The sequence below is a fragment of the Pseudomonas nunensis genome, from assembly GCF_024296925.1.
Lineage (GTDB): Bacteria > Pseudomonadota > Gammaproteobacteria > Pseudomonadales > Pseudomonadaceae > Aquipseudomonas > Aquipseudomonas nunensis.
In genome coordinates, this window is the sequence record NZ_CP101125.1 from 5,900,963 (window position 1) to 5,914,727 (window position 13,765).

A 13,765-nucleotide genomic window follows, 5' to 3' on the forward strand; every position below is an offset into this window, starting at 1 on the left:
AGCGGGCTTGCTCGCGAAGGCGGTGTGCCAGTCAACGTTAATGTCGGCTGACACTCCCTCTTCGCGGGCAAGCCTCGCTCCTACGGTTATGCATCACATCGCTGATGCTGAGACTACCCTCAATCTGTTGGAGCGAGGCTTGCCCGCGAAGGCCGCACCGCAGTCTCCCTTAGAATTTTCCGCTCATAAGCTCATTCGAAAAAGTTATTTATTTTCGGATTCTTATATCATTTAGTCTCCTTTTCACGCCGATCCTCGGTCGCCTGACAAGGAGCTTCTCCAATGAAACTGAATTTCCCTCTTCGCCTCCTGGCGGCCGCGTCTTTGGCTGCGGCGAGTTTGTTTGCCCAGGCGGCTGACGTCACCGTCGCCTACCAGACCACCGTGGACCCGGCCAAAGTCGCTCAGGCCGACGGTGCGTACGAAAAAGCCACCAACGCCAAGATCGACTGGCGCAAATTCGACAACGGTGCCGACATCATCGCCGCCATCGCTTCCGGCGATGTGCAAATCGGCTACCTCGGTTCAAGCCCGCTGACCGCCGCGATCACCCGCAAAGTCCCGGTTGAAACCTTCCTCATCGCTACCCAGATCGGCGCCGCCGAAGCACTGGTTGCCCGCGACGGTTCCGGAATCAAGACCCCGCAAGACCTGATCGGCAAGAAAATCGCCGTGCCATTCGTTTCCACCGGCCACTACAGCCTGTTGGCCGCACTGAAGCACTGGAACATCGACCCATCGAAAGTCACCATCCTCAACCTCGCACCGCCAGCCATCGTTGCTGCGTGGAAACGCGGTGACATCGACGCCACTTACGTCTGGGACCCAGCCCTCGGCGTTGCCAAGGAAAACGGCAAAGTGCTGATCACCTCCGGCGAACTGGCCAAGTTTGGCGCACCGACTTTCGATGCCTGGATCGTGCGTAAAGACTTCGCCGAGAAGCACCCGGAAATCGTCACCGCATTCGCCAAAGTGACCCTCGACGCCTACGCCGAGTACCGCAAGGATCCGAAAACCTGGCTCGCCAACCAGAGCAACGTCGACAAACTGGTGAAGCTCTCCGGCGCCAAGGCTTCTGACATTCCATTGCTGCTGCAAGGCAACGTCTACCCGCTGGCGGCTGATCAAGTGATCACCCTCGGCGCGCCGACCACCAAGGCCATCACCGACACCGCCGCGTTCCTGAAAGAACAAGGCAAGGTCGAGGCCGTGCTGCCGGACTACGCCCCATATGTCAGCGCTAAATACATCACCAACTGATCGGAGTTAACCGCGATGGCTTTGCTACAGCTGGAGCGCATCAGCGCACAGTACCCCGGCAGTCCGGAACCGGTACTGACGGATATTTCCTTGAGCCTGGGGCCCCAGCAATTGCTGGTGGCCCTCGGCCCGTCCGGCAGTGGCAAGACTTCGCTGTTGAACCTGATTGCCGGTTTCGTCGAGCCCAGCGCCGGGCGCATCACCCTTGACGGCGTGCCGGTCAAAGGCCCGAGCGCCGAACGCGGCGTGGTGTTCCAGGACGACGCGCTGCTGCCTTGGCAGGACGTGTTGGCCAACGTAGGTTTCGGTCTGGAACTGGCCGGCATCGCCAAAGACAAACGCGAAATCCGCGCGAGAGAAATGCTCGCGCTGGTGGACCTTTCGGGTTTTGAAAACCGCCGGATCTGGCAGCTTTCGGGCGGCCAGAAGCAACGCGTCGGCCTCGCCCGCGCGCTCGCCGCCGACCCGCGCGTGTTGCTGATGGACGAACCCTTCGGCGCCCTCGATGCCTTCACCCGCGAACAAATGCAGGAGCTGTTGCTGCAAGTCTGGCAACGCACCGCCAAACCGGTATTCCTGATTACCCACGACATCGAAGAAGCGGTGTTCCTCGCCACGGACCTGATTCTGCTGGCGCCGAACCCCGGGCAAATCGTCGAGCGTTTGAGCCTGGATTTCGGTCAGCGTTATGCCGCTGGCGAGTCGGCACGGGCGATCAAGTCCGACCCGCGCTTTATCGAAACCCGCGAACACGTGCTCGCCAAAGTGTTCTCCCAACGCAGCGCCGCCACGCGGCAGGAGCGCGCATGAGCAGCTATGAAATCCCGGCCGTGACGGTGAAACCCGGTTCGACGGTGATTCCGGTGCGCCGCAGTCTTAATACTCGCTGGATCAGCGTGCTGACGCTGTTCGCCTTGGTGTTCATCTGGTGGGCTGTCACGGCCACTGGAATGATCGAACCACTGTTCCTGCCACCGCCCTCCGCAGTCCTGCAAAAAGGCTGGCTGCTGGCGACCACGGGCTACATGGATTCCACCTTGTGGCAGCATTTGGGCGCGAGCCTGAGTCGCATTGGGCTGGGCCTTGGCTTCGCGGTGCTGACCGCCGTGCCGGTCGGGATTGCCATCGGCCACAACCGCATCGCGCGCGGGATTCTCGATCCGCTGATCGAGTTCTACCGCCCGATTCCACCGCTGGCCTACCTGCCGCTGATCGTGATCTGGTGCGGCATCGGTGAGTTGTCGAAAGTCTTGCTGATCTACCTGGCGATCTTCGCGCCGATTGCCATCGCCACCGCGACGGGCGTGCGCACGGTCGATCCGGCCAAGTTGCGCGCCGCGCAGTCCTTGGGCGCGACCCGGGCGCAGCTGATTCGGCATGTGATTCTGCCGAGTGCGCTGCCGGATATTTTGACCGGCGTGCGCATTGGTCTGGGCGTGGGTTGGTCGACGCTGGTTGCTGCCGAGCTGATCGCCGCCACCAGCGGTTTGGGTTTTATGGTGCAGTCGGCCGCGCAGTTTCTGGTCACCGATGTGGTGGTGCTGGGGATTCTGGTGATCGCGCTGATCGCCTTCGCCATGGAAATGGGCCTGCGCGCACTGCAACGCAAACTGGTGCCGTGGCACGGCCAGGCACATTGAAGCTTATAAATGTGGGGCAACTGTCCTGATGCCCCCCCCCTTATTTGGATCACCCCTGTAGGAGCTGTCGAGTGAAACGAGGCTGCGATCTTTTGATCTTGCTCTCTAAAAAACAACATCAAAAGATCGCAGCCTCGTTTCACTCGACAGCTCCTACGGGTGCGGTGTCGTTCACAACATTCATGTACGACACCCAGAATTGAAGAGAACCACCATGAGCAACTTGACCATCGTCCCCCTGAGCTCAGCCCTCGGCGCGCAAATCAGCGGCATCGACATCAGCCAGCCGCTGGACCAGGAGCAGCGCGACGCCATCGAACAGGCGCTGCTCAAACACCAAGTGCTGTTCTTCCGCGACCAGCCGATCACGCCGCAGCAACAAGCGCGTTTCGCCGCGAATTTCGGCGACCTGCACATTCATCCGATCTACCCGAACGTGCCGGAACAACCGGAAGTGCTGATCCTCGACACCGCCGTCACCGACGTGCGCGACAACGCGATCTGGCACACCGACGTGACCTTCCTGCCAACCCCGGCCCTGGGCGCGGTACTCAGCGCCAAGTTGCTGCCGGAGTTCGGCGGCGATACGTTGTGGGCCAGCGGGATTGCGGCGTATGAGGCGTTGTCCGCGCCGATGAAAACCTTGCTCGAAGGCCTGACCGCGACTCACGATTTCACGCGCTCATTTCCGCTGGAACGCTATGGCAACACGCCTGAAGCGCTGGCGCAGTGGGAAGAAGCCCGGCGCAAGAATCCGCCACTGTCGCACCCGGTGATACGCACGCACCCGGTCAGCGGGCGCCGTTCGTTGTTCGTCAACGAAGGGTTCACGTCGAGGATCAATGAATTGTCGGAGACCGAAAGCGAGGCGATTCTGAAGCTGTTGTTCGCCCACGCGACCCGGCCGGAATTCACCATTCGCTGGCGCTGGCAGAAGGATGACGTGGCGTTCTGGGATAACCGCGTGACCCAGCATTACGCGGTGGACGATTACCGCCCGGCGCGGCGAGTGATGCAGCGGGCGACGGTGTTGGGGGATGTGCCGTTTTTTCGGTGAGCCTTGATTTCTTCATTGCCCGGTCTGGCCCCATCGCGAGCAAGCTCGCTCCCACATTGGATCTGCGTTGATGCAAAACCTGTGGGAGCGAGCTTGCTCGCGATGGCGATCCAAAAGGCGCCGGAAGATCCGGCGCCGAACACTTACTCAGCCGTCGAAGGCTTCTCCCAAAGATTGATCCCGCCTTCCTGGGCAAACCGATCGATCTCCGCCAACTCTTCCGCGCTAAAGCTCAGGTTCTTCAACGCCCCGACGTTTTCGATGATCTGCTCCGGCCGGCTCGCGCCGATCAGTGCCGAGGTCACGCGTGGGTCGCGCAGGGTCCACGCCAACGCAAGTTGCGCCAGGCTCTGGCCGCGACGCTTGGCGATTTCGTTGAGCCCACGCACATGGGCGATGTTGGCTTCGGACAGGTGCGATTCCTGCAATGAACCACCGCCCGGACGGTTGACCCGCGCATCCTTCGGAATGCCATTGAGGTATTTGTCGGTCAACAAGCCTTGGGCCAATGGAGTGAAGGCAATCACGCCGGCGCCGAGTTCGTCGGTGACATCCAGCAGATCTTTTTCCACCCAGCGGTTGAGCAAGTTGTAGGCCGGTTGGTGAATCAGTAGCGGCACTTTCCACTCTTGCAACAGCGCGGCGATTTCGCGGGTTTTTACCCCGGAATACGACGAGATGCCGATGTACAACGCCTTGCCCTGCTGCACCGCAGTGGCCAATGCGCTGGCGGTTTCTTCCAACGGGGTGTCCGGGTCGAAGCGGTGGGAATAGAAGATGTCCACATAATCGAGGCCCAGGCGTTGCAGGCTCTGGTCGAGGCTGGCCAGCACGTATTTACGCGAACCGCCGCCCTGGCCGTAAGGGCCTGGCCACATGTCCCAACCGGCCTTGCTGGAGATGATCAACTCGTCGCGGTACTGCTTGAAGTCTTCACGCAGCAGGCGACCGAAGTTGATCTCGGCGCTGCCGTACGGCGGGCCGTAATTGTTGGCGAGGTCGAAGTGGTTGATGCCCAAGTCGAACGCGGTACGCAGCAACGAACGCTGGGTGTCGATCGGCGTGCTGTCGCCGAAGTTGTGCCACAGGCCCAGGGACAGCGCCGGCAGCACCAGCCCGCTGCGGCCTACGCGGCGGTAAGGGATAGAGTCGTAGCGGTTTTCGGCAGCGGTGTAAGTCATCGAATCCTCTCTTGTTTGGGGTGCTAATAACTGGAGTCAGACATCAATCCTGTGGCGAGGGAGCTTGCTCCCGTTCGGCTGCGCAGCAGTCGCAAATTTCGGGGGCCGCTTCGCGCCCCAGCGGGAGCAAGCTCCCTCGCCACAAAAGCCCTTTTGCCTTTGGTTTAAACAAATCTATTGCCCGGCCTGGCGAGTCCAAGGTTCTGGCGCAAGGTCCGGCCTTCGTACTCTGTTCTGAACAAGCCTCGGCGTTGCAGTTCCGGAACCACGCCATTGGCAAAGTCTTGCAACCCGCCCGGCAGGTGCGGCACCAGCACATTGAAGCCGTCCGCCGCGCCTTGTTCGAACCATTCCTGCAAGCGGTCCGCAATCTGTTCCGGCGTGCCCACCAGGCTGTAATGCCCGCGACCGCCGGCAATCTTGCGGCCCAGTTCAGCAAGGCTGAGGTTTTCCCGGCCTGCCAGTTCGGTCAGCAGTTTCTGACGGCTTTGCTGACCGCTTTCGGTCAACGGTAATTCCGGCAGCGGTCCGTCCAACGGGTACTTCGACAAGTCGAAGTTGCCCAGCATACGCCCAAGTAATGCGACGCCAACCTCCGGTTCGACTAATTGCTGAAACGTTTCACATTTTTCCTGCGCTTCGCTTTCGGTCTGCCCGACGACCACAAAAACACCGGGCATGATTTTCAGCGAATCATCACTGCGACCGTAGCGACTCAAGCGTCCCTTGAGGTCGGCATAAAACGCCTGGGCATTGGCCAGCGACGTCTGCGCGGTGAACACCACTTCAGCAGTTTGCGCCGCCAGTTCACGACCGAGTTCGGAAGAACCGGCTTGCACAATCACCGGCTGACCTTGGGGTGAGCGCGCCACGTTCAGCGGGCCTTTGACCCGGAAGTATTTACCGACATGATCCTGTACGTGTACTTTTTCCGGGTGGTAGTACGTACCGCTGACTTTGTCGCGCACAAAGGCATCGTCTTCCCAGCTGTCCCACAGTCCGGTAACCACCTGATAAAACTCCCGAGCCCGGCTGTAGCGGTCGGCGTGACCGATATGCTCGTCACGACCGAAATTCTGCGCTTCGGCGGCATTGTCGGAAGTCACCAGATTCCACCCCGAGCGCCCCCCGGAAAGATGGTCCAGGGAAGCGAACTTTCGTGCTACGTGGTACGGCTCGTTATAGCTGGTTGTAGCGGTGGCAATCAGCCCGATACGCTCGGTTACAGCGCTCAATGCAGCGAGCAGAGTCAGGGGTTCAAAGTGGTCTGAGCGAGCCATGTGGCTGGCAATCGCTCCGGTTGGAGCCGCCAGGCTGTCGGCAATGAACAACGCGTCAAACTTCGCCGCCTCGGCAATCTGCGCCAGGTGCTTGTAGTGGGCGAAGTCGAGTCCGGCGTCGGCCGGCACGTCGGGATGACGCCAGGCAGCGACGTGGTGCCCGGTGGCCATCAGGAACGCGCCAAGCTTGAGCTGTCGAGACATGGTCAGAAGTCCTTGCGCAGTTGCACGCCGAAGTAGCGCTCATCGTCCCGTGGCACGGCGCGGTAAATGTAGCTGCCACCGCTGGCCAGTAGCGGCGAGTAGGACTTGTCGGCGAGGTTCTTGCCCAGCAACGCCACGCGCCAGCCGTTGCTGTAATCCGCCAGGGCCACGCTGGCGTTCCACAAACCGTAGGCACCCTGCTTGGTGTCGACGTTCTGGCTGATGTCGTACTGCACTTCGCTCTGCCAGCTGTAGTCGGTGCCGAGTTCGATATCCAGGCCGTTATCCAGCGGGATCGTGTAGTCGGCGCGCACGTAGCTTTTCCAGTCCGGACTGAACGGCAGAGGCTTGCCGTTGACGTTGCACGACGCCGCCGCACCGGCCGGGCAGGCGAACTCGTCGATGCGCGCGCGGGTGTAGGCCAAGGCGCCGGAGAACTTGAGTTGCTGGGTCGCCTGCAAGGCGTAATCAAGCTCCACACCTTCGGTGCTGACGCTGCCGGCGTTGATCAAACGGGTCACCACTTGCCCGGCAACGGTGTCGAAGAAGTTCGCCTGATAGTTGTCGTAATCGCTGTGGAATACCGCCAGGTTGGTGGTCAGGCGATTGTTCCAGGAAGTGGCTTTGATCCCGGCCTCCCAGGTGTTGGAAGTCTCCGGTTTCAGCGCCTCGGTATCCCGTGGCTGCATGTTGAAGAACACGTTGTAGGCCGGGCCTTTGTAGCCGCGCGAATAGGTCAGGTAAGTGGTGACCGTATCGCTCAAGTCGTACTGCACACCGAGCCGCCCGGACCAGCCGTCCTCGTCCACCGAACCCGAACTGCTGGTGCCTGGTTGAATGCCGCTGACGGTGGTGGCCGAGGTGGAAACCCGACGGTGATCGTATTCCAGATCATCGTGGGTCCAGCGCAGACCCGCGATGCCACGGAAATTCGAGGTGAAGTTGAGGGTGCTTTCGCCGAACACCGCGTAGCTGTCGCTGGTGGTGCTGTAATCGGCGACACCACGGTTGATGCTGGTTGGAGTGGTCAACGTGCGCTGATAGGTTTCCTCATCCTTGCCGTGCATGTAGAACAGGCCGCCGACGTATTCGAGGAATTCGCCTTTCGGCGACGCCAGACGCAGCTCCTGGGAGTACTGATCGAACGCCAGATCACCCTTGTCAGCCGTGCCAGGGAACGCAGCGGTCACGGTGCCGAGGCGATCGCCGTCCTGATACTGCGTGTTGTCCCAGCCGCGCCACGCAGTGATCGAGGTCAGGGTGTAATCGCCGAGGTTCCAGTCGAGCTGGCCGGACAGGCCCTTGTTGATGTCATCCACGTGGCTGCGGGTGTCGGTGTTGATGTCGCGGTTGTCGCTGGACGCCCGCACCGGGTTCAACGCATTGGCGAAGGCCGGGGTCAGGGATTTGCTGACCACGCCGTTGGGCGCGTCGTCGTGGGACTGCATGTAGTCGGCAATCAGGGTGAATTTGAGGTCGTCGTTCGGGGTGAATTCCAGTTTGCCGCGCACGCCTTTGTGGTTGTAGCCGTTGACCTCCTGACCGTTGTGCTGGTTGTCGACGTTGCCGTCGTAGCTGCCGAACAGCGTGGTGATCGAGCCTTTCAGCGTGTCCGGAATCAGGCTGCCGCCGATGCCGAAGCGAGTGCGGCTTTCGTTGCCGCTGTAGTACGACTGATCGACGTAACCGTGGGTCTCGGCGGTCGGCGCTTTGCTGGTGATGTTGAGCACGCCGGCCGAGGCGTTCTTGCCGAACAGCGTGCCCTGAGGGCCGCGCAGGACTTCGATGCGCTCCAGGTCCAACAGGTCGAGGGTCGCCTGGCCCGGACGGGCATAGACCACGCCGTCGATCACCGTGGCCACGGTCGGCTCGACACCTGGCGAGGTAGAAATCGTGCCGACACCACGGACAAACAGCGAGGTGTCCTTGTTCGACGCGCCGGTGCGGAAGTTCAGCGACGGCACTTGCTGCACGATGCTGGCCACGCCGTTGCGATTGTCGCGCTCAAGCTGCTCGCCATCCAGCACCGACACTGCCACCGGGACTTTCTGCAACGACTCTTCGCGACGAGTAGCAGTGACCGTGACGGACTTCAGGGTAGGTTCCTGATCCGCGCTGTCGGCGGCGAATGCGCCAGGCACAGGCAGCGCGGTCAACCCCGCGAGCAGCCAGCCCAGATGCGGTCGGCGTGGTGTGGCGGCGCGAATCGATCGCGCCAGTTTGTGTGATTCCCCAGGAATGCTGTGCATGGTCTGTCCGCTCGAAAATTGCCCTGAACCGCTGCCCTTCTGCGAAGACAGCGCCTGTGAATGTGTCTTGGGCATTCGCTCGAGCGAGTAGCAGACAGAACGCTTTGTTAGCGCTAACATCGCCAGTATCAGCAAGCCTGGCATAGACCGTCCAATACTGAAAAATTACTTTTATATGCGTTTTGGTTTTGAAGAGGGATCACCCGTTGAGTGAAGACAAGCCCCGCAAACGCCGTGGCGCCGGCCGTGTAACGCTCAATACCGTGGCGCGGCAGGCCGGGGTTTCGGCGATCACCGTCTCGCGTTATTTCAATCAGCCGGAACAGGTTTCACCGGAGCGGCGCGAGCGCATCGCGGCGGTGGTGGCGGAGTTGGGTTACGTGCCAAACCTGGTAGCCGGTGGGCTGGCGTCGGCGCGCGGGAAGATTGTCGGCATGGTGATCCCGAACATCTCCGGGCCGATCTTCGCCAACACCATCCAGGGCTTCAGCGACACCCTCAGTCGCCACGGCTATCAGCTGTTGCTGGCGTCGAGCTACTTCAGCGCCGAGCAGGAAGAAAGCGCCGTGCGAGCGTTCCTCGGCTGGTCACCGGCAGCGCTGGTGCTGACCAGTCACTTCCACAGCGCCGGCACCGAAAAGATGATTGCCGAAGCGGATATCCCAGTGATCGAAACCTGGGATTACCAACCCGAACGCGAGCCGCTGCAGATCGGTTTTTCGCATTTTGAAGTCGGCGTGACAGCTGCGCGATATCTGCGTGGCAAAGGCTATCGGCGGATAGCGTTTGTGCAGAACAGCGCGCCGGGGGACCTCAGTGCATTGGAGCGACGGGATGGCTACGCGGCGACCGTTCGCGAGTTGGGGCTGGAACCCTGGGTGTTCGCCCCGGATGCGGACCGCGCCCCGTTCGAGGCCGGAAAACAGGCGATGGAAGCTCTAATGAGCGCCTCACCCCGCCCCGACGCCATCATCTTCGCCAACGACAACCTCGCCGCCGGTGGCTTGCTGGCCGGGCAACGGGCGGGGCTGAAAATTCCTGAAGACTGCGCGGTCCTTGGGTTCGGCGACTATCCGTTCGCCGAAATGCTACTGCCGAGTTTGAGCACTATCAAACCGCCCGCGCTGGAGATCGGCGTACTGGCCGCGACACGGGTGCTGGAGAGTCTGGGGGTGTTGCCGGTGGAAGATGAAGTGCAGCGGCTGAACCTGCTGGAATGCCACGTGATCGAGCGCGAAAGCGCCTGACGGAATTGCACAATACCTGTGGGAGCGGGCTTGCTCGCGAAGGCGGCGTATCAGACGACATCAATGTTGAATGCCAGGACGCTTTCGCGAGCAAGCCCGCTCCCACTGGATCGGTATCAGGCCGACAGTTCGCGCAGAGCTGCAGCCGCTAAAAAACCAGACCTTGAGCTGTAACGCTGATCCCGCCTCACAGTCTGGTCGATTCGCTCAAGCAGTTGCTCAGGCAACGTAGCGTTGAAACGTACCGCCTTGCCGAAGTAAGGCGTGATATCGAACTCGACCACTCCCCACACGCCACCGGCGTAATCAGGATTATCGAGGTGAGCATCAATCTCTCGCACCTGCGGCAATGGATCGCCATCGGCGACCAGGCCCTCGTAGTGCAAGGACAACGCCTCCTTCACGTTTTCGAATGCCTGCGCCACAGTGCTGCCCGCAGAGAAGCACCCCGGTACGTCCGGGACGATCACTCCGTACTCTGAGTCGGCATCCTTGTGCAGAACGACCGGGAATTTCATTTGGATGAATCCTTCCTGTAGTAAGTCCCCCACGGGACTCTCAAATCCAATAACAGGCTTCATTTCAAGCCCGCCTGTTTCAATATGCTGTTGATCGTTCCCTTAGGTAGATCCGAGTCAGGATGTTTGATCGTCACCCTCCCTGGCTTATGTGAATGTTTGTATTGATGGTGGCTGCCTTTCACGGCTACCAGATACCAACCATCACCCTCGATCATCCTGATCATTTCCCGACTTCGCATTTCCCTCGCCCTTTTCGACAGCAACTGCTGCGCACTCTAGGCGATAAAAACGGCATCGATACACACCATACACACTCTGATAAATATTAGCCGTTCAAAGCAACGTCTACGCCCTCCCCCGACCAGTGGCTACCGAGCCCCCCGCAAACACCTCCCCCAACCAATCCACAAACACCCGGACCCGTGGCGACATGTGGCGGTTGTGTGGGTACAGCACTGAAACCGGCATCGGTGGTGGCGGTGTGTCGGTGAGGATTTCCTGCACCAGGCCCTGGGCTATCTGGGTTTCCATCCGGTAGTGCGGGCACTGGATGATGCCGAGTCCGGCAATCGCCGAGGCGGCGTAGATCTCGGCGCCGAACACCGACAATGCGCCATCGATGGTCACTTCCTGCAATTCGCCATCGACCATGAATTCAAACGGAAACTGCTTGGCGGTGGTGCGCGACACGTAGTTCACCGCGCGGTGATTTTTCAGGTCTTCGAGGCGTTTCGGTTCGCCGTATTTGCGCAGGTACGCGGGGCTGGCGCAGGTGATCTGGCGCAGGTTGGCCACGCGTTTGCCGATCAATGCCGAGTCGCTCAGCGTGCCAGCGCGCAGCACACAGTCGACGCCTTCAGCGATCAGGTCGACAAAACGGTCGGCCTCGCTGATCGACAGCTCGATGTCCGGATAACGGGCCATGAATTGCGGCAGCGCCGGGATCACAAAGTGCTTGGCCAGGGTGCCGTGCAAATCCACGCGCAGCCGCCCTTTCGGCGCCACGCCGCGAAACGCCAGTTCGGCTTCTTCCAGCTCCGCCAGCAACTGCACGCAACGCTGGTAATACGCCTCGCCATCCAGGGTCGGGCGCACTTTGCGTGTGCTGCGCTCCAACAATCGCGTGCCGAGCCAGGCTTCGAACTGGTTCAACGTATGAGTCAGCGTTGCCCGTGGCAGGTTCAGGTCATCGGCGGCCAGGGTGAAGCTGCTGCGCTCGTAGATCCGCACGAAAACCTTCATCGCTTTGACTTGATCCACGTTCGGCTCCTGACCTTCGATTGTTGGCGATTATTGAACAGTCAAGGCAACTCTCGTGCATTTATCGCCCTGAGTAAACATGTGAAATTGGCACCACACCAAGCCAACTACTTCACAGGAACCACCGCCATGAGCACTCAAACTTCGAAAGTAGCCATCGTCACCGGCGCCTCCCGCGGCATTGGCGCGGTGATCGCCAGGCAACTGGCCAGCGAAGGTTTTGCCGTCGCGATCAACTATGCCAGCAGCGCCACCGAAGCTTCGAAACTGGTGGTCGAGCTGCGTCAGGCCGGCCACCAAGCCATAGCGATCAAGGCTGATGTTTCCAGTGCCGACGACGTTCGCCGCTTGTTCGACGAGACCGAAACGCAACTGGGCAAGGTCGATGTGCTGATCAACAACGCCGGCATCCTCAAGGTGCTGCCACTGGCCCAGCACAGCGACGAACTGTTCGACCAGAATTTCAACATCCACACCCGTGGCACGTTCAACGCCCTGCGTGAAGCCGCCACGCGCCTGAACAGCGGTGGCCGGATCATCAACTTCTCCAGCAGCACCGTCGGCCTGAATCTGCCGGGCTACGCGGTGTACATCGCCAGCAAAGCGGCGGTGGAATCCCTGACCCAGGTGTTCGCCAAGGAAATGCGCGGTCGCAACATCACCGTCAACGCCGTCGCACCGGGCCCGGTCGCCACTGACCTGTTCCTGCACGGCAAGAGCGAAGAACAGATCCAGACCTTCGCCAAAATGGCGCCGCTGGAACGCCTGGCCCAGCCAGAAGATATCTCCCGTGTCGTGTCTTTCCTGGCCGGCCCGGATTCGGGCTGGGTCAACGGGCAAATCCTGCGGGTCAACGGTGGTCTGGTCTGAGCCAGCCGAATCAAGGAGAACCTTATGAAAAACGTCATCCTCATCACGGGCGCCGGCACCGGTATCGGTAAAGTCGCCGCTGAATCCCTCGCCCAGGCCGGGCACATCGTTTACGCCAGCATGCGTGACGTGAAAGGGCGCAACGCCACTCGGGCCGACGCCATTCGCCAGTGGGCGAAGGCGCAAAACGTCGAGTTGCATCCGCTGGAACTGGACGTGTTGTCCCAGGATTCGGCCGACGCTGCGGTCGCCTCCATCGTCAAGGAGCAAGGTCGCCTCGACGTGGTCATCCAGAACGCCGGGCACTTGGTGATCGGCCCAAGCGAAGCCTTCACCGCCGAAGAAATCATGAAGGTCTTCGACACCAACTTCTACGGTGCCCATCGGGTCAGCCGCGCGGTGTTGCCACAGATGCGCGCCCAGGCTTCGGGGTTGGTGTTGTGGATCAGCAGTTCCACAACCAAGGGCGGTTTCCCACCGTTCCTCGGGCCGTACGCCGCCGCGAAAGCAGCGATGGATTCCCTGGCGGTGAGCATGTCCTATGAACTGACCCGCTTCGGCATCGAAACCTCGATCGTGGTGCCCGGCGCGTTCACCCGTGGCACCGATCATTTCCCGAGCGCCGGCAAACCGGCCGACGTCGCACGCAGCGACGCCTATGCTCGATATGACGGGGTGATGGATAAAGTCGGCGAACGATTGAGCGCATTGACCCCGGATGATGCCGATCCGCAAGCAGTGGCTGATGACATCGTGCGCATTGTCGGACTGCCGCTAGGCTCACGGCCGGCGCGCTCGGTGATCGATTTTGTCGGGGATGGCGCGGCTGAAGTACTGGAAGTGTCGGAGCGGGTGCGGATCGAGTTTGCCAAGCGGATCGGGATTGATGATTTGCTTCGCGTGAGTCAGTAAGGACGCCTTCGCGGGCAAGCCTCGCTCCTACAGAGCGAGGCAGAGCGCGCGCCCCTGTAGGAGCGAGGCTTGCCCGCGAAAGCG

Annotated in this window: 13 protein-coding genes; 7 read left to right on the forward strand and 6 right to left on the reverse strand. The window is 60.8% G+C overall.

Annotation, left to right across the window (positions count from 1 at the left end):
- Nucleotides 1-282: 282 nt before the first annotated feature.
- From tauA to tauD, 4 genes are all read left to right on the forward strand, one after another.
- Nucleotides 283-1,260: a taurine ABC transporter substrate-binding protein gene (tauA, locus tag NK667_RS25945; RefSeq protein WP_054616537.1), complete on the forward strand. Its 978-nt coding sequence runs from the start codon at nt 283-285 to the stop codon at nt 1,258-1,260.
- Between the two features lie 15 nt (nt 1,261-1,275).
- The gene (gene tauB, locus NK667_RS25950) at nt 1,276-2,070 is read left to right on the forward strand and encodes a taurine ABC transporter ATP-binding subunit (RefSeq protein ID WP_054047794.1); all 795 of its coding nucleotides are present in this window, start codon (nt 1,276-1,278) and stop codon (nt 2,068-2,070) included.
- Nucleotides 2,067-2,900: a taurine ABC transporter permease TauC gene (gene tauC, locus NK667_RS25955; RefSeq protein ID WP_054616538.1), complete on the forward strand. Its 834-nt coding sequence runs from the start codon at nt 2,067-2,069 to the stop codon at nt 2,898-2,900. The genes tauB and tauC overlap by 4 nt, the downstream gene beginning before the upstream one ends.
- Nucleotides 2,901-3,114: 214 nt before the next feature.
- Nucleotides 3,115-3,957, forward strand: coding sequence for a taurine dioxygenase (gene tauD / locus NK667_RS25960; protein WP_054616539.1), 843 nt, complete (start codon nt 3,115-3,117; stop codon nt 3,955-3,957).
- 143 nt (nt 3,958-4,100) lie between these two features.
- Here tauD and mgrA read toward each other — a convergent pair whose 3' ends face one another.
- The 3 genes from mgrA to NK667_RS25975 form a co-directional block, all read right to left on the reverse strand.
- On the reverse strand, nt 4,101-5,138 hold the full coding sequence (mgrA, locus tag NK667_RS25965; RefSeq protein WP_054047800.1) for an L-glyceraldehyde 3-phosphate reductase: 1,038 nt from the start codon (nt 5,136-5,138) through the stop codon (nt 4,101-4,103).
- Between the two features lie 164 nt (nt 5,139-5,302).
- A complete protein-coding gene (locus NK667_RS25970) occupies nt 5,303-6,622 on the reverse strand; it encodes an LLM class flavin-dependent oxidoreductase (protein ID WP_054616540.1) in 1,320 nt (439 codons plus the stop codon).
- A gap of 2 nt (nt 6,623-6,624) precedes the next feature.
- The gene (locus NK667_RS25975; protein ID WP_054616541.1) at nt 6,625-8,871 is read right to left on the reverse strand and encodes a TonB-dependent receptor; all 2,247 of its coding nucleotides are present in this window, start codon (nt 8,869-8,871) and stop codon (nt 6,625-6,627) included.
- Nucleotides 8,872-9,077: 206 nt separating this feature from the next.
- Here NK667_RS25975 and NK667_RS25980 point away from each other — a divergent pair, with 206 nt between their 5' ends.
- On the forward strand, nt 9,078-10,118 hold the full coding sequence (locus tag NK667_RS25980; protein ID WP_054047806.1) for a LacI family DNA-binding transcriptional regulator: 1,041 nt from the start codon (nt 9,078-9,080) through the stop codon (nt 10,116-10,118).
- 116 nt (nt 10,119-10,234) lie between these two features.
- Here NK667_RS25980 and NK667_RS25990 read toward each other — a convergent pair whose 3' ends face one another.
- From NK667_RS25990 to NK667_RS26000, 3 genes are all read right to left on the reverse strand, one after another.
- On the reverse strand, nt 10,235-10,699 hold the full coding sequence (locus NK667_RS25990) for a type II toxin-antitoxin system HicB family antitoxin (protein WP_413786160.1): 465 nt from the start codon (nt 10,697-10,699) through the stop codon (nt 10,235-10,237).
- Entirely contained in the window at nt 10,696-10,878 is a 183-nt protein-coding gene (locus NK667_RS25995) for a type II toxin-antitoxin system HicA family toxin (RefSeq protein ID WP_054616542.1), read from the reverse strand. Before NK667_RS25995 ends, NK667_RS25990 begins: the two co-directional genes overlap by 4 nt.
- Before the next feature lie 106 nt (nt 10,879-10,984).
- Nucleotides 10,985-11,899 (reverse strand): LysR family transcriptional regulator, encoded by a 915-nt coding sequence (locus tag NK667_RS26000; RefSeq protein ID WP_054616543.1) that lies wholly within the window; start codon nt 11,897-11,899, stop codon nt 10,985-10,987.
- A gap of 129 nt (nt 11,900-12,028) precedes the next feature.
- Between NK667_RS26000 and NK667_RS26005 the strand changes: the two genes are divergently transcribed.
- Both NK667_RS26005 and NK667_RS26010 read left to right on the forward strand, forming a co-directional pair.
- Nucleotides 12,029-12,769, forward strand: coding sequence for an SDR family oxidoreductase (locus NK667_RS26005; RefSeq protein WP_054616544.1), 741 nt, complete (start codon nt 12,029-12,031; stop codon nt 12,767-12,769).
- Nucleotides 12,770-12,793: 24 nt separating this feature from the next.
- Nucleotides 12,794-13,681, forward strand: coding sequence for an SDR family oxidoreductase (locus NK667_RS26010; protein ID WP_054616545.1), 888 nt, complete (start codon nt 12,794-12,796; stop codon nt 13,679-13,681).
- Nucleotides 13,682-13,765 lie beyond the last annotated feature (84 nt).